Here is a 14590-nt window from a genome sequence, read left to right as displayed (position 1 = left end):
GAGACTCCCGTGGCATTCCGAAAAAGTGAATCAGGCGCCTATGCTAACCCGTCAACCGTCAGCAGATGCGTCTGCGGGGTGAAATATATTTCCCAGCCCTTTATAGTGGCCGATCACCCTCAATTTTTACCCGTCGCCAGATAAGTAGCCGAGCCACCATGTCCGAGCCACGCCAGATTCTCGTCACCAGCGCCCTGCCCTATGCCAATGGATCCATCCATCTTGGCCATATGCTTGAGTACATCCAGACGGACATGTGGGTACGCTTCCAGAAAATGCGTGGCAACCAGTGCATCTACGTCTGCGCCGACGACGCCCACGGTTCGGCGATCATGCTGCGCGCAGAGAAAGAAGGCATCACGCCCGAGCAGTTGATCGCCAACGTCCAGGCCGAGCACAGCAGTGACTTCGCCGACTTCCTGGTCGAGTTCGATAACTTCCACTCCACCCACAGCGAAGAGAACCGCGAGCTGTCGAGCCTGATCTACACGCGCCTGCGTGAAGCCGGGCACATCGCCAATCGCTCCGTGACCCAGTACTACGACCCCGAGAAGGGCATGTTCCTGGCCGACCGCTTCATCAAGGGCACCTGCCCGAAGTGCGGGACCGAGGACCAGTACGGCGACAACTGCGAAAAATGCGGCGCCACCTATGCCCCCACCGAGCTGAAGAACCCCAAGTCGGCGATTTCCGGTGCCACGCCGGTACTGCGCGACTCCCAGCACTTCTTCTTCAAGCTGCCCGACTTCCAGGCCATGCTGCAGCAGTGGACCCGCAGCGGCACCTTGCAGGACGCGGTCGCCAACAAACTCGCCGAGTGGCTGGATTCCGGTCTGCAGGAGTGGGACATTTCCCGAGACGCACCGTACTTCGGCTTCGAGATTCCGGGCGAGCCGGGCAAGTACTTCTATGTCTGGCTGGATGCGCCGATCGGCTACATGGCGAGCTTCAAGAACCTCTGTGACCGCCGCCCGGAGCTGGACTTCGACGCGTTCTGGAACGAAGGCTCCAAGGCCGAGCTGTACCACTTCATCGGCAAGGACATCGTCAACTTCCACGCCCTCTTCTGGCCCGCCATGCTCGAAGGCGCAGGCTTCCGCAAGCCGACCGCCGTCAACGTGCACGGCTACCTGACCGTCAACGGCGCGAAGATGTCCAAGTCGCGCGGCACCTTCATCAAGGCGCGCACCTACCTCGACCACCTGCAGCCCGAATACCTGCGCTATTACTATGCCGCGAAGCTGGGCCGCGGGGTCGACGACCTCGACCTGAACCTCGAGGACTTCGTGCAGAAGGTCAACTCCGACCTGGTCGGCAAGGTGGTCAACATTGCCAGCCGCTGCGCAGGCTTCATCCACAAGGGCAACGAAGGCGTGATGGTTGCCGGCGACGCCGCACCGGAGCTGACCGAAGCCTTCCTGGCCGCCGCACCATCGATCGCCGAAGCCTACGAGGCCCGTGACTTTGGCCGCGCCATGCGCGAAATCATGGCCCTGGCCGACCGCGCCAACGCCTGGATCGCCGACAAGGCACCGTGGTCGCTGGCCAAGCAGGAAGGCAAGCAGGATGAAGTCCAGGCCATCTGCGCCCAGGGTATCAACCTGTTCCGCCAACTGGTGATCTTCCTCAAGCCGGTACTTCCTGTGCTGGCTGCCGACGCCGAGGCCTTCCTCAACGTCGCACCGCTCGAGTGGAACGACCTGCAGTCGCGCCTGGAAAACCACAAGCTGAACCCGTTCAAGGCCCTGATGAGCCGCATCGAGCCGGCCAAGGTCGAAGCCATGGTCGCCGCCAGCAAGGAAGACCTGCTGGCCGCCGAAGCCAAGGCTCCAGCCGGCAACGGCGAGCTGAGCAAGGACCCGCTGTCGGCCGAGATCGAGTTCGACACCTTCGCCGCCGTCGACCTGCGCGTGGCGCTGATCGTCAAGGCCGAGGCCGTGGCCGGTGCCGACAAGCTGCTGCAACTCACCCTCGACATCGGCGACGAGCGTCGCAACGTGTTCTCCGGCATCAAGTCGGCGTACCCGGACCCCTCGAAGCTCGAAGGCCGTCTGACCATGATGGTGGCCAACCTCAAGCCTCGGAAAATGCGCTTTGGTGTTTCCGAGGGCATGGTCATGGCCGCCGGCCCTGGCGGTGAAGAGATCTACCTGCTGAGCCCGGACAGCGGCGCCAAGCCCGGTCAGCGCATCAAGTAAGGCCCGCTTGCCCTGGGGATCGTCCTGCGATCCCCAGGCTTGCCTCCCCTCTTTGGGCATTTCCAATGCCTGCCCCCTTGCCGGATAATCGTTCCATCCCCGGCCCTCGGCACCTCCATGAGCGATTTCGTCCTGGTTCTGGTCAGCGCTGCGCTGGTCAATCACCTGATCCTGCACAGCGGCACGCCCGACCGCGCACGCCTGCACCTGCTTGGCCTAAGCAGCGCACTGTCGATGCTGTTGCTGGTGCCCGCGGCCCTGTTGCTGCGCCAGCCGCAGTTCGAAGGCCTGGAACCGCTGCTGGGCTTGTCATGGCTGACAGTGCTGGCGTGGGGCATCCCGACGGCATTGACGCGCTTGCGCCCTCATTGGCCTACACAGAATCTGCCAACGCTGCTGCTGAGCAATGTCGCGGTGCTAGGCTTGCTGTTGCACATGGCCACATCGCAATCCCGTCCAGCCGCCACTGTCGCCTGGGCGCTGGGCCTGGGAATGGGGTTCTGGCTGGCACTGGCACTGTTCGACGACCTGCGCCAACGTCTCGATCATCCTGATGCGCCCCGCGCCTTTCGCGGCCTGCCGATCGAACTGATAGGCGCCGGGATCATGGCCATGGCCTTTTCCGGCTTCAACGGACTGTTCACACAATGAACCTGATTCAACGCATCGACGCCCTGCTACCGCAGACCCAGTGTGGCAAATGCGATCACGCAGGCTGCCGGCCTTACGCAGAAGGCCTGGCGGCGGGCGAAGCGATCAACAAATGCCCGCCTGGCGGCAGCGAAACCATTGCCGCCCTGGCCCAACTGCTGCTGGTGCCAGTGATCGCCCCGGACCCCGAGCGCCGTGCAGCGCCTGCGCAGGTCGCCTTCATCCGCGAAGCCGAGTGCATCGGCTGCACCAAGTGCATACAGGCCTGCCCGGTAGATGCCATCGTTGGCGCCAGCAAGCTGATGCATACCGTGATCGCCAGCGAATGCACCGGCTGCGACCTGTGCCTGGCGCCCTGCCCGGTCGATTGCATCGAGCTGCTGCCACTGCCGGACAACCTGGTGCCGATCGTTGGCGGGCTGGCGCAGACCGCCGAGCACCTGATCGCGCGCAGCCATCGTCGCAATCAGGCACGACTGCGCCACGAGCAACGAGCCGCACGTCTGCAGCGCGAAGAGACACGACGCCAGGCCGAGCGCCAAGCCCGGGCTCAGCGCAGCACCGACGCCCCAGGGACTGCCCAGGAAAGCGCACTGAAGCGGGCCAAGGTCGCGGCGGCGATGAGCCGCGCGCAGTTGAACGCTGCACGTAGCGCCCTGGGCGCGACAGCGGACCAGACACAGCTTGCGCAAATCCAGCGACTGGAGGCGGCAGCGCAAGAAGCGCAGCAACAGCTGGACGTTCTGCTGGCCGGACCGGGCCATGCAGGCGCCTGATCGCCGACAGCGCAACGCCATGGGCCTTGTGCTGCTGGCCTGTGTTCCCGGCCTGTTGTGCCTGCTCTGGCTGCAGGGTTGGGGCGTGCTGTTCAACCTGCTGCTGTGCAGCGCAACAGCACTGACCTGCGAATCGCTCTCGCTGTATCTGCGTGGTCAGCCAATACGCCCCTTCCTCAGCGATGGCAGCGCCCTGGTCAGCGCCGTGCTACTGGCAATCGCCCTGCCCGCACTGGCGCCCTGGTGGCTGCCGATAACCGCTGCGCTGGTGGCGATCACCTTGGGCAAGCACGTATTCGGCGGTGTCGGCCGCAATCCCTTCAACCCGGCCATGCTTGGATACGCCTTCGTGCTGCTGAGTTTCCCGCTGCAGATGACCCACTGGCAGGCGGGCCACCTCGACCTGACCGACAGCCTGAGCCTGGTGTTCGGCCACGGCACGCAGATCGATGCCTGGGCCCGCCCCACGGTACTCGACGTGCTGCGCCACAACCGCAGCCTGACCCTCGACGAGCTGTTCGCCAGTAACTCAGGCTTCGGTAACCTAGGTGGGCGCGCCAGCGAATGGATCAATCTAGCGTTCCTGCTGGGCGGCGTGTTCCTGCTGCAGCGTCGCGTATTCAGCTGGCATGCCCCAGCGGGACTGTTGGGTGCGTTGCTGGTCGTCAGCCTGCTGTGCTGGAACGGTTCAGGGTCGGACTCCCACGGCTCACCGTTGCTGCACCTGTTCAGCGGATCGACCATGCTTGCAGCCTTCTTCATCGCCACCGAGCCGGTGTCCGGCCCTCGCCTGCCGCTGGCCCGTCTGCTATTCGGCATCGGCTGCGGATTGCTGATCTACTTGATTCGCACTTGGGGCAACTACCCGGACGGCACGGCCTTCGCAGTGCTGCTGATGAACCTGGGAGCACCGGCGCTCGATCGCATTGCAGCCCGACGCCAGGCACTCGCCTCATGAACGCCAGAGTGCGCGACCTGCTCTTGCTTGCCTTGCTCACTTTCCTGGCCGTTGCCGCCACCCTGGCCTGGCGGCAGTGGACCGCGGCCCCCATTGCCGATGCCGCACGAGAGCTGCAAGAACAACAATGGCTCGCGGTGCTGCCCCCGCAACGGTACGACAACGCTCCCCTGCAAGCGCCTCTGCCCATCGCCAGCGCTCAACTGCAGCACAGTCAGCTACTGGGCGGCTACCGCGCAACCCTCGCCGGCACGACCAGTGCCATCGTGCTGCGCAGCCAGATCCAGGGGTATGCGGGGCCCATAATGCTGTCGATCGCCATCGATCCCAATGGCCGCCTGATCGCTACCCGGGTGCTGATGCAGGAAGAAAGCCCAGGGCTTGGCGGTCAACTTGGCGACCCCGCGAGCCACTGGCTTGAGCAATTCGACCGGCAGGGCGCAGCGGCCAACTGGGCGCTGAAGCGCGATAAGGGCGACTTCGACCAGTTGGCAGGTGCCACCGTCACCTCACGCGCAGTAATGGCGGCCTTGCAGGACGCTCTGCGCTACTTCGATGCACAGCGCAGCAGCCTGTTGGAGCACACCAGCGATGAATAGATTCTGGCTCCTGGGCAGTGCCCTGGCTCCCCTGCTGGGCGCCACCCAGACCCTGGCGAACGCGCTGGCAATCGGATTGTCCGCCCTGTTGCTGGTACTCGGCCACCAGGCGCTGATGCGACCTCTGCACCGCATGATCGGCGCGCCGCGGATTATCGTCAGCCTGATACTCGCCGCCGCCCTGGCGAGCTGCCTGCAATTGGGCCTGAACGCCTGGGCCCTGCCCCTTGCCCTGAGCCTCGGCCATTACCCTGCCCTGCTGAGCCTGCACTGCCTCGCGGTGGATGCGCTGGCACCGCACCCTGGACGCTGGTCGGCGCTCATCCGGCACCTGCTTGGCCTGACGGGCCTGTGCCTGATACTGGGCGCCTGCCGCCAATGGCTGGGACAGAGTGCCGGCATCCACCTGGCGAACCTGGCACCCGGCGCATTGATACTGCTCGGCCTGCTCCTGGCCTTGTACAATCGCCTGCGTCCGGCCCCTGCCACCTCAAGCCGTCAAGGAACGCTTTGACCCCATGAATGCCGCCAAACGCCTGGAGATCTTCCGCAGGCTGCACGAAGACAATCCTGAACCCAAAACCGAACTGGCCTATACCACGCCCTTCGAATTGCTGATCGCCGTCATCCTTTCCGCACAGGCAACGGATGTCAGCGTCAACAAGGCGACCGCGCGGCTCTACCCTATCGCCAATACGCCCGAGGCTATTTATGCCCTGGGGGTTGAGGGTTTGAGCGAATACATCAAGACCATCGGCCTTTACAACAGCAAGGCGAAGAACGTCATCGAGACCTGCCGCTTGCTGATAGAGCAACACGGCAGCGAAGTCCCGCAAACCCGGGAAGCACTCGAAGCACTGCCCGGCGTGGGGCGCAAAACGGCGAACGTGGTGCTCAATACAGCCTTCCGCCAACTGGCCATGGCGGTCGATACGCACATCTTCCGCGTCAGCAATCGCACCGGCATCGCGCCGGGCAAGACGGTACTGGAGGTCGAGAGGAAGCTGCTGAAATTCGTACCAAGGGATTACCTGCTCGACGCCCACCACTGGCTCATCCTCCACGGCCGCTATGTCTGCCAGGCCCGCAAGCCACGCTGCGGCAGCTGCAGGATCGAAGACTTGTGCGAGTACAGGGGCAAGACCTCTGACGATTGAGGCAATAGCGAAAAATCAACCAATTCGATTGAAAAAATCTTTTTTACCGACTCCGTGATTCTCGCTATAAGGACGGCCAATGGCCCTTTGGCTTGGAGTGACACATGAGCACCGATAAAGACGAGCTAATCGAAGACGACTTCCCTGCGCAGGACGAAGACGAACCTCAGGTAGAACCTGCAAAGACCAACCTCAGCAAGCGCCGCACCATCGACAATCTGTTGGAAGAGCGGCGCCTGCAACGGCAGCTGGCTGATTTCGATTACGACCTGTAGCCCTGCGAAAAAGCCTCCCGCAAAGGAGGCTTTTGTGTTTCAGGCCAAGCCATGACGCTGGGCCAGCTCGATCAGGTCGACCAGTGACCGAGCATTGAGTTTGAGTAACAGCCGGGTCTTGTAGGTGCTGACCGTCTTGTTGCTGAGAAACATGCTGTCAGCGATCTCCTTGTTCGTACGTCCCCTCGCCAGCTGTTGCAACACCATCATTTCGCGTCCCGAAAGGCGTTCGACCATCTCCGTCTCACTGCCGCCACTGACACCACTGCGGGTCTTGTGCAACGCCTGGTTGGGAAAGTAGCTGTAGCCCGACAGCACGGCCTTTATTGCACTGAGCAGCTCGGTCAGTTCCTGCTGTTTGCACACATAACCTGCGGCGCCGGCCTGCATGCAACGCATGGAAAAATGCCCCGGCGCCTGCGATGTCAGAACCAGCACCTTGCTGCCGGGACTGGCAGCAGTCATGCGCGCGATCACTTCAAGCCCGTCGAGTTTGGGTATGCCGATATCGAGCACCACGATATCCGGCAAACACTCTCGAGTCAGTTGCAGCGCATCCACCCCATTGTCCGTTTCCGCCACCACTTCATATCCATGCCGCTCCATCAACATACGTACGGCCAAGCGAATGACCGGATGATCATCCACGATAAGTACTTTATTCATGGGATATCCATTGATCCATTATTCTAGTTGTGACGCGCCAAGATAACCGAGCCAATAGCGTAATGGCGCAGCCATTCCCTGACAGAGGGCATTCAAAGATGAAACTTACATCGTTAATAGAAACTTCCTACATTCATTGCGTGACTCGAATCGATGTCCATCCGTTCGACCAGATGCTCGTGAAAGCTAGCATGAACCGGGAAAGCAGCAGGTGGGGATAGCGCTTCAAAGCGGTGGGATATTTCTATCTTTTGATAAAGAAACATTTATCACCCGCCATATAAGCGGGAATACTTTACTGGTGAGGAAACAGCAGACATTTTCCACGGGGCGCCAGAAGCGATACAGATGCGCTAACGCCAGGAGATCGAATGCCATGAACAGTCCCGCAAAGATCACACCCTTGGGAATTATCGCCATCTTCGCTAGCATCATCGAAGCGTCGGCGCTCGCCTCGCTACCGTTCCTGAATCCAGAGAGCCAGGCCATTTACACCTGGTTTCTAATGGGGTTCCCCTTCTTTCTGACCGTCCTGTTCTTCCTGACCCTCAACTTCAACTGCGAATCGCTCTACATTCCGGAACACAGGGCCATACACCCGCCACTCGACGATCGTGGCGACAGCGAAGCAGCCACGGTCATCACTCTGCCAGGGCAGGATGTGCGCCAAGCCATCGAAACCCAGATCCTGCCCGAGTTGATTCAACCCCCGCAGCGCGAGCGCCGCTGGACGCTCTACAACCTGAGCGCCCACTCCTGCATTCAGCTGTCGGTGCGGGCCATCAAGAAAGGAGAAAAGGTTGCGCTGTAGGTACAGGAACGCAAAAAAAAACCCGGCCAACAATGACCGGGTTTCTCACCACATACCGACACTCAGAGCAGCGAACGGCCCTTGTTGGCGGCAATGCGCATGCGCAGTGCGTTGAGTTTGATGAAGCCTGCGGCGTCCGCCTGGTTGTAGGCGCCGCCGTCTTCCTCGAAGGTCGCGATGTTGGCGTCGAACAGCGAGTCATCCGACTTGCGGCCCACCACGGTAACATTGCCCTTGTACAGCTTCAGGCGTACGACACCGTTCACATTGGTCTGCGAAGCGTCGATCATCTGCTGCAGCATCAGACGCTCAGGGCTCCACCAGTAGCCGGTGTAGATCAGACTGGCGTACTTGGGCATCAGCTCATCCTTCAGGTGAGCGACTTCGCGGTCCAGAGTGATCGACTCGATGGCGCGGTGGGCACGCAGCATGATGGTGCCGCCAGGCGTCTCGTAGCAGCCGCGCGACTTCATGCCGACGTAGCGGTTCTCGACGATGTCCAGGCGACCGATGCCGTTGGCACCACCGATGCGGTTGAGATCTGCCAGCACGGTGGCTGGGGTCTTCTCGACGCCGTCGATGGCGACGATGTCACCGTTGCGATAGGTCAGCTCGATGTAGGTGGCCTGGTCAGGCGCGTTCTCCGGAGAGACGCTCCAACGCCACATGTCTTCCTCGTGTTCGGTCCAGGTATCTTCCAGGACACCACCTTCATAGGAGATGTGCAGCAGGTTGGCGTCCATCGAGTAGGGCGACTTCTTCTTGCCGTGGCGCTCGATCGGGATACCGTGCTTCTCGGCGTAGTCCATCAGCTTCTCGCGGGACAGCAGGTCCCACTCGCGCCATGGTGCGATGACCTTGACCCCTGGCTTGAGCGCGTAGGCGCCGAGCTCGAAGCGGACCTGGTCGTTACCTTTACCGGTGGCACCATGGGAAATGGCATCGGCGCCGGTTTCGTTGGCGATTTCGATCAGGCGCTTGGCGATCAGCGGACGAGCGATGGAAGTACCCAGCAGGTACTCACCTTCATACACGGTGTTGGCGCGGAACATCGGGAAGACGAAGTCTCGCACGAACTCTTCGCGCAGATCGTCGATGTAGATTTCCTTGACGCCCATTGCCTGCGCCTTGGCACGGGCCGGCTCGACCTCTTCGCCCTGGCCCAGGTCAGCGGTGAAGGTCACCACTTCGCAGTTGTAGGTGTCTTGCAGCCACTTGAGAATCACCGAAGTATCAAGGCCGCCGGAATACGCCAATACGACCTTTTTTACGTCCGCCATGCCATCACTCCACGGGGTTGTACGGAAAGCCGTCGATTCTACCGACCTCGGTGAAGAATTTACAGTGGGGCGACAGCTTGTGATGACAAAGCGACAGGAAATGTCGTGAGCGCGACCCGTCGCCGCACTCAGGCTTTCTTCGCGCCCGCTGGCAATGCCGGGGGCGGAGGCTGAGTCGTCGGCACCGGCGCCGCAGGCGCGTGTGCTGCAGGCTGGGCCGGGGCGGTGGGCGCCGCATCGTGAGGTTTCTCCACGGGCTTCTCGATCGGTGTGACGCGGTCGAGCTGAATGTTCACCCGACGGTTGCGCGCCCGGTTGGCGGCCGTGTTGTTCTTGGCCAAGGGATAGCGCTCACCGTGGAAGCGCACGGTGATCTGCTCGTCCGGCACGCCATGGGCCTTGAGGTACTCAGCCACCGCCAACGCACGACGCCGCGAGGCATCGCGGTTGGTCAGGCGATTACCGCTGTTGTCGGAATGGCCGTCGAGTTCGATGTGATTGACCGTAGGATCGGCCTTCAGGTAGTCGAGGATCACGTCCAGACGCGCACGGGCCGCACTGTCCAGATCGAAACCGGTGCCGGGGAACGGCACCTGGGTCTGGCGAATCTGGTCATAGTTCATCGGCAGCAGTTTCGCGGCACACACTTGGTAATCGCTATAGGCCTTGGCGAAACTCACCGGCAGTACATGCACCTCCATCGGCCGCCCGCCCTCGCCGGCATAGTTGCGCACCACCGTACTGCGACCGTCCAGCAGGCCATTGATCAGCCGGCTGGCCTGGCCCTGCGAAGAGCTGAACAGCACGCCATTGCGGCTCATGCGCACCGCACCCAGGTTGATGTCGCCACGCCCGGGCTGCCATGGGGCAGCGGCGGCCAGCAGCGTTGCGGAACCTGCGCCCAACGCATTGCTGTCCGAGCGCAGCTGGAAGACTGGCTGCTCGCCTGCACGACGCACGAACTCACCGCTGCCGAAGCCGTCGATCGGCTGGATCAGCCGACACTCGAACTGATCGCCCTCGACCTTCCAGGCGATGTTCTCCATGCGGGTCTGGAAGGTGAGTGCCCCAGCCGGCAGGCTGGCACACAGGCTGAACAGGAGTAGGTAACGCTGGCGCACGGGCGGCTCCACAGATTCTGACGGCTTACCTGCAGGCTATCGGACGCTCGTCGGAAAACTTGATAGCCGTGCTGCCCACTGGGTTTTCCGGTAGCATTGACGCCTGAGTTCGAACCGCCTGGAAACCCCAATGTCCGATCGCCTGACCCTCCTGCGTCCCGACGACTGGCACATCCATCTGCGCGATGGTGCTGTGCTGCAACATACCGTCGGCGACGTGGCGCGCACCTTCGCCCGCGCCATCATCATGCCCAACCTGGTTCCACCGGTACGCAACGCCACTGAAGCCGACGCCTACCGCCAGCGCATCCTCGCCGCCCGTCCGGCCGGCAGTCGCTTCGAGCCGCTGATGGTGCTGTACCTGACCGACCGTACCAGCCCCGAGGACATCCGCGCAGCCAAGGCCAGCGGCATCGTCTATGCCGCCAAGCTTTATCCGGCCGGTGCCACGACCAACTCCGACTCGGGCGTGACCAGCATCGACAACATTTTCCCGGCGATCGAGGCACTGGCCGAGACTGGCCTGCCGCTGCTGGTCCACGGTGAAGTGACGCGCTCGGAGATCGACGTGTTCGACCGCGAAAAGCGTTTCATCGACGAGCACATGCGTCGCCTGGTCGAACGCTTCCCGACACTCAAGGTGGTGTTCGAGCACATCACCACCAGCGATGCCGCGCAGTTCGTCACCGAGGCGCCAGCCCACGTCGGTGCAACCATCACCGCCCAGCACCTGCTGTACAACCGCAACCACATGCTGGTCGGCGGTATTCGCCCACACTTCTATTGCCTGCCGATCCTCAAGCGCAACACCCACCAGGTGGCATTGCTGGACGCGGCCACCAGTGGCAATCCGAAGTTCTTCCTCGGCACCGACTCGGCGCCACACGCCAAGCACGCCAAGGAAGCTGCATGCGGCTGCGCAGGCTGCTACACCGCCTACGCGGCGATCGAGCTGTACGCCGAAGCCTTCGAACAGCGTAATGCCCTGGACAAGCTGGAAGGTTTCGCCAGCCTGCATGGCCCGGCGTTCTACGGCCTGCCGGCAAACGCCGACACCATCACCCTGGTGCGCGAGGACTGGACCGCCCCGGCGAGCCTGCCGTTCGGCGACACCACCGTGGTTCCGCTGCGAGCTGGCGAAACGCTGCGCTGGCGCCTGCTGGAGGACAACGCGTGAGCGAAGACCTTTACGATGACGACCAGGACGGTCAGGTAGGCAGCAGCTCGCGCCACCCGATGGCCGAGCGCTTCCGTGGCTACCTGCCGGTGGTCGTGGACGTCGAGACCGGCGGCTTCAACAGCGCCACCGACGCGCTGCTGGAAATCGCCGCCGTCACCATCGGCATGGACGAGAAGGGCTTCCTGTTCCCGGAACACACCTACTTCTACCGTGTCGAGCCTTTCGAAGGCGCGAATATCGAAGCGGCGGCGCTGGAATTCACCGGCATCAAGCTGGACCACCCGCTGCGCATGGCCGTGAGCGAAGAAAGCGCGCTCACCGATATCTTCCGCGGCGTGCGCAAAGCGCTCAAGGCCAATGGCTGCAAGCGGGCGATCCTGGTCGGCCATAACAGCAGCTTCGACTTGGGCTTCCTCAACGCCGCGGTGGCGCGCAACGATCTCAAGCGCAACCCCTTCCACCCGTTCTCCAGCTTCGACACCGCGACGCTGGCGGGGCTGGCCTATGGTCAGACCGTACTGGCGCGGGCCTGCCAGAGTGCCGATATCGACTTCGATGGGCGCGAGGCGCATTCGGCACGTTACGACACCGAGAAGACCGCCGAGCTGTTCTGCGGGATCGTCAACCGCTGGAAAGAGATGGGCGGCTGGCGCGACTTCAACGACTGAGTCGAAATCCTGGGGCGCGCAGCGCTCCAGGATGCCAGACACAAAAAAACCGGCCACATGGGCCGGTTTTTTTACGCGTGGCGATTACAGCTTGCCAGCGTTCTCGCTCAGGTAGGCCGCAACACCTTCCGGCGAAGCGTTCATACCCTTGTCGCCTTTCTTCCAGTTGGCCGGGCAGACTTCGCCGTGCTCTTCGTGGAATTGCAGGGCGTCAACCAGACGCAGCAGCTCGTCCATGTTACGGCCCAGTGGCAGGTCGTTGACGATCTGCGAACGAACAACGCCGTTCTTGTCGATCAGGAAGGCACCACGGAAGGCTACGCCGCCTTCGGACTCGACGTCGTAGGCCTTGCAGATTTCGTGGGTGATGTCGGCCGCCAGGGTGTACTTGACCTGACCGATACCGCCGTTGTTGACCGGGGTGTTACGCCAGGCGTTGTGGGTGAAGTGCGAGTCGATCGACACGCCAATCACTTCCACGCCACGGGCTTCGAAGTCAGGAATGCGGTTGTCCAGGGCGATCAGCTCGGACGGGCAGACGAAGGTGAAGTCCAGTGGGTAGAAGAACACCAGGCCGTACTTGCCCTTGATGGCCGAAGCCAGGTTGAAGCTGTCGACGATCTCGCCGTTGCCCAGCACGGCTGGAACGGTGAAGTCCGGGGCTTGTTTACCAACGAGCACGCTCATTCGTTATCTCCTGATGATGGTGAAAAACCGTTGCCCGGGCGAGGCTGGCACGCCCGGCATCCAACAAAGGCCGACCATCATACACGGCTTATCGTGACAGGCCGAATCGAACCACCGGTCGCGGGAAGATGAAGCTTTCTTCAAGTGCTTTGACAAGCATTCTCATTACCATTAAGCTCCACCCCATCGACTCAACCAGCGATGGTCTGACCTTATGTATGTATGTCTCTGCGTCGGCGTAACCGATGGACAGATCCGTGATGCGATCTACGAAGGATGCTGCAGCTACAAGGAAGTCCGTGCCGCCACCAACGTCGCCAGCCAGTGCGGCAAGTGTGCGTGCCTCGCCAAGCAGGTGGTCCGTGAAACATTGACAGACCTTCAGCTCAGTCAAACGGCCGCCCTGCCTTATCCGGTAGAATTTAACGCCGTCTGAAACACCCCGATTTTGAAGAACCGGACCTCGTGTCCGGTTTTTTTATGCCTGTAATTCAATAAGTTAGCCTTCGAACGCGGTTCACAAACATTCTTATTCCTATTAATTTTCACTTATTATTCAAGAACTTAGGTTTGACAACGCGAAGTTGTCGGGCTCAAACTTCCTGCATTGGCACACTTCTACAGGGCAGGAACCCGATCATGAAAGGCGACGTAAGCGTCATCCAGCATCTCAACAAGATCCTCGGAAACGAGCTGGTCGCGATCAACCAGTACTTCCTGCACGCACGCATGTACGAAGATTGGGGCCTGAACAAGCTCGGCAAGCACGAGTACAAGGAATCCATCGACGAGATGAAGCACGCTGACAAGCTGATCAAGCGTATTCTCTTCCTCGAAGGCATCCCCAACGTCCAGGACCTGGGCAAGCTGCTGATCGGCGAGCACACCAAGGAAATGCTCGAGTGCGATCTGAAGATCGAGCAGAAAGGCCTGGTTGACCTGAAAGCCGCCATCGCGCACTGCGAAACGGTCGGCGACTTCGGCTCCCGCGAATTGCTCGAAGACATCCTCGAGTCCGAGGAAGAGCACATCGACTGGCTGGAAACCCAGCTGGGCCTGATCGACAAGATCGGCATCGAGAACTACCTGCAGTCGCAGATGGGCGAAGAATAAGCCTCCCTGGATAGCACCCATGAAAAAGCCCCGCCTAGGCGGGGCTTTTTCATGCCGGCGGTAAACCTGGATCAGGCCTCGGAAGCCTTGGCCTTGGCGGCTGCTTCCTTGATCAGGGTCTGCAGCTCACCCTTCTCGAACATCTCCAGCATGATGTCGCTGCCCCCCACCAGCTCACCACCTACCCACAGCTGAGGGAAGGTTGGCCAGTTGGCATACTTGGGCAGGTTGGCGCGGATTTCCGGGTTCTGCAGGATGTCGACGTAGGCGAATTTCTCGCCACAACCCATCACAGCCTGCGAAGCACGGGCCGAGAAGCCGCACTGCGGGGCATTCGGCGAGCCTTTCATGTAAAGCAGAATGGTGTTGTTGGCAATCTGCTCTTTGATTGTTTCGATGATATCCATGGAGCACCTCGGCTGAACTTTCCGACACGGTCGTCGGCACGGT

At 61.5% G+C, this 14590-nt stretch carries 17 protein-coding genes and 1 pseudogene; 13 read left to right on the top strand and 5 right to left on the bottom strand.

From position 1 onward, the window contains the following. Positions 1-158: 158 nt before the first annotated feature. The 8 genes and pseudogenes from metG to ACPZMI_RS12500 all read left to right on the top strand — a co-directional run bounded on the left by metG (position 159) and on the right by ACPZMI_RS12500 (position 6614). Positions 159-2198 (top strand): methionine--tRNA ligase, encoded by a 2040-nt coding sequence (metG, locus tag ACPZMI_RS12535; protein WP_186711508.1) that lies wholly within the window; start codon positions 159-161, stop codon positions 2196-2198. A 117-nt stretch (positions 2199-2315) separates the two neighbouring features. Beyond that, entirely contained in the window at positions 2316-2849 is a 534-nt protein-coding gene (locus ACPZMI_RS12530) for an Rnf-Nqr domain containing protein (RefSeq protein ID WP_426352333.1), read from the top strand. After that, a pseudogene (locus ACPZMI_RS12525) lies at positions 2846-3607 on the top strand (RnfABCDGE type electron transport complex subunit B); the annotation flags it as partial. The gene ACPZMI_RS12530 and the pseudogene ACPZMI_RS12525, both read left to right, overlap by 4 nt. Positions 3608-3611: 4 nt before the next feature. Continuing rightward, a complete protein-coding gene (locus tag ACPZMI_RS12520) occupies positions 3612-4583 on the top strand; it encodes an RnfABCDGE type electron transport complex subunit D (protein WP_426352332.1) in 972 nt (323 codons plus the stop codon). Further along, complete coding sequence (locus ACPZMI_RS12515) at positions 4580-5182, top strand: RnfABCDGE type electron transport complex subunit G (RefSeq protein ID WP_426352331.1); 603 nt, start codon at positions 4580-4582, stop codon at positions 5180-5182. Before ACPZMI_RS12520 ends, ACPZMI_RS12515 begins: the two co-directional genes overlap by 4 nt. Continuing rightward, the gene (locus tag ACPZMI_RS12510) at positions 5175-5696 is read left to right on the top strand and encodes an Rnf-Nqr domain containing protein (RefSeq protein WP_186668506.1); all 522 of its coding nucleotides are present in this window, start codon (positions 5175-5177) and stop codon (positions 5694-5696) included. The genes ACPZMI_RS12515 and ACPZMI_RS12510 overlap by 8 nt, the downstream gene beginning before the upstream one ends. 4 nt (positions 5697-5700) lie before the next feature. Beyond that, positions 5701-6339 carry an endonuclease III gene (nth, locus tag ACPZMI_RS12505; RefSeq protein ID WP_186720712.1) on the top strand — a complete coding sequence of 213 codons (639 nt, stop codon included), beginning with the start codon at positions 5701-5703 and terminating at the stop codon, positions 6337-6339. A 104-nt stretch (positions 6340-6443) separates the two neighbouring features. Further along, a complete protein-coding gene (locus ACPZMI_RS12500) occupies positions 6444-6614 on the top strand; it encodes a PA3496 family putative envelope integrity protein (protein ID WP_186668510.1) in 171 nt (56 codons plus the stop codon). 39 nt (positions 6615-6653) lie between these two features. Here the strand turns inward: ACPZMI_RS12500 and ACPZMI_RS12495 are convergent, their stop codons facing one another. After that, positions 6654-7280: a response regulator transcription factor gene (locus ACPZMI_RS12495; RefSeq protein WP_186668512.1), complete on the bottom strand. Its 627-nt coding sequence runs from the start codon at positions 7278-7280 to the stop codon at positions 6654-6656. A 376-nt stretch (positions 7281-7656) separates the two neighbouring features. On the opposite strand from ACPZMI_RS12495, the gene ACPZMI_RS12490 reads away from it, so the two are divergent. Beyond that, on the top strand, positions 7657-8091 hold the full coding sequence (locus tag ACPZMI_RS12490; protein ID WP_186668514.1) for a hypothetical protein: 435 nt from the start codon (positions 7657-7659) through the stop codon (positions 8089-8091). Positions 8092-8153: 62 nt separating this feature from the next. Here the strand turns inward: ACPZMI_RS12490 and ACPZMI_RS12485 are convergent, their stop codons facing one another. Then, positions 8154-9371 (bottom strand): argininosuccinate synthase, encoded by a 1218-nt coding sequence (locus ACPZMI_RS12485; protein ID WP_054891789.1) that lies wholly within the window; start codon positions 9369-9371, stop codon positions 8154-8156. Positions 9372-9499: 128 nt separating this feature from the next. Beyond that, a complete protein-coding gene (locus ACPZMI_RS12480) occupies positions 9500-10492 on the bottom strand; it encodes a flagellar protein MotY (RefSeq protein ID WP_426352330.1) in 993 nt (330 codons plus the stop codon). A 130-nt stretch (positions 10493-10622) separates the two neighbouring features. Between ACPZMI_RS12480 and pyrC the strand changes: the two genes are divergently transcribed. Then, positions 10623-11669 (top strand): dihydroorotase, encoded by a 1047-nt coding sequence (pyrC, locus tag ACPZMI_RS12475; RefSeq protein WP_426352329.1) that lies wholly within the window; start codon positions 10623-10625, stop codon positions 11667-11669. Beyond that, positions 11666-12340 carry a ribonuclease T gene (rnt, locus tag ACPZMI_RS12470; RefSeq protein WP_186668520.1) on the top strand — a complete coding sequence of 225 codons (675 nt, stop codon included), beginning with the start codon at positions 11666-11668 and terminating at the stop codon, positions 12338-12340. Before pyrC ends, rnt begins: the two co-directional genes overlap by 4 nt. Positions 12341-12424: 84 nt before the next feature. Here the strand turns inward: rnt and ACPZMI_RS12465 are convergent, their stop codons facing one another. Continuing rightward, the gene (locus tag ACPZMI_RS12465; protein WP_054891793.1) at positions 12425-13027 is read right to left on the bottom strand and encodes a peroxiredoxin; all 603 of its coding nucleotides are present in this window, start codon (positions 13025-13027) and stop codon (positions 12425-12427) included. Between the two features lie 214 nt (positions 13028-13241). On the opposite strand from ACPZMI_RS12465, the gene ACPZMI_RS12460 reads away from it, so the two are divergent. Both ACPZMI_RS12460 and bfr read left to right on the top strand, forming a co-directional pair. After that, on the top strand, positions 13242-13463 hold the full coding sequence (locus tag ACPZMI_RS12460; protein WP_426352328.1) for a bacterioferritin-associated ferredoxin: 222 nt from the start codon (positions 13242-13244) through the stop codon (positions 13461-13463). A gap of 203 nt (positions 13464-13666) precedes the next feature. Continuing rightward, positions 13667-14140 carry a bacterioferritin gene (bfr, locus tag ACPZMI_RS12455; RefSeq protein ID WP_054891795.1) on the top strand — a complete coding sequence of 158 codons (474 nt, stop codon included), beginning with the start codon at positions 13667-13669 and terminating at the stop codon, positions 14138-14140. Positions 14141-14211: 71 nt separating this feature from the next. On the opposite strand, the gene grxD is transcribed toward bfr, so the two are convergent. Then, positions 14212-14547, bottom strand: coding sequence for a Grx4 family monothiol glutaredoxin (gene grxD, locus ACPZMI_RS12450; protein ID WP_136913238.1), 336 nt, complete (start codon positions 14545-14547; stop codon positions 14212-14214). Between the last annotated feature and the right edge of the window lie 43 nt (positions 14548-14590).

The sequence above is a fragment of the Pseudomonas wayambapalatensis genome, from assembly GCF_049942315.1.
GTDB classification, from domain to species: Bacteria; Pseudomonadota; Gammaproteobacteria; order Pseudomonadales; family Pseudomonadaceae; genus Aquipseudomonas; species Aquipseudomonas wayambapalatensis.
The sequence above is the reverse complement of the archived record's forward strand: the minus strand, read 5'-3'. Positions and strand labels throughout refer to the sequence as shown.

Coding starts and splice junctions, on each gene's coding strand:
- metG (WP_186711508.1), top strand. CDS start 159: ATGTCCGAGCCACGCCAGATTCTCGTCACCAGCGCCCTGCCCTATGCC.
- ACPZMI_RS12530 (WP_426352333.1), top strand. CDS start 2,316: ATGAGCGATTTCGTCCTGGTTCTGGTCAGCGCTGCGCTGGTCAATCAC.
- ACPZMI_RS12520 (WP_426352332.1), top strand. CDS start 3,612: ATGCAGGCGCCTGATCGCCGACAGCGCAACGCCATGGGCCTTGTGCTG.
- ACPZMI_RS12515 (WP_426352331.1), top strand. CDS start 4,580: ATGAACGCCAGAGTGCGCGACCTGCTCTTGCTTGCCTTGCTCACTTTC.
- ACPZMI_RS12510 (WP_186668506.1), top strand. CDS start 5,175: ATGAATAGATTCTGGCTCCTGGGCAGTGCCCTGGCTCCCCTGCTGGGC.
- nth (WP_186720712.1), top strand. CDS start 5,701: ATGAATGCCGCCAAACGCCTGGAGATCTTCCGCAGGCTGCACGAAGAC.
- ACPZMI_RS12500 (WP_186668510.1), top strand. CDS start 6,444: ATGAGCACCGATAAAGACGAGCTAATCGAAGACGACTTCCCTGCGCAG.
- ACPZMI_RS12495 (WP_186668512.1), bottom strand. CDS start 7,280: ATGAATAAAGTACTTATCGTGGATGATCATCCGGTCATTCGCTTGGCC.
- ACPZMI_RS12490 (WP_186668514.1), top strand. CDS start 7,657: ATGAACAGTCCCGCAAAGATCACACCCTTGGGAATTATCGCCATCTTC.
- ACPZMI_RS12485 (WP_054891789.1), bottom strand. CDS start 9,371: ATGGCGGACGTAAAAAAGGTCGTATTGGCGTATTCCGGCGGCCTTGAT.
- pyrC (WP_426352329.1), top strand. CDS start 10,623: ATGTCCGATCGCCTGACCCTCCTGCGTCCCGACGACTGGCACATCCAT.
- ACPZMI_RS12465 (WP_054891793.1), bottom strand. CDS start 13,027: ATGAGCGTGCTCGTTGGTAAACAAGCCCCGGACTTCACCGTTCCAGCC.
- ACPZMI_RS12460 (WP_426352328.1), top strand. CDS start 13,242: ATGTATGTATGTCTCTGCGTCGGCGTAACCGATGGACAGATCCGTGAT.
- bfr (WP_054891795.1), top strand. CDS start 13,667: ATGAAAGGCGACGTAAGCGTCATCCAGCATCTCAACAAGATCCTCGGA.
- grxD (WP_136913238.1), bottom strand. CDS start 14,547: ATGGATATCATCGAAACAATCAAAGAGCAGATTGCCAACAACACCATT.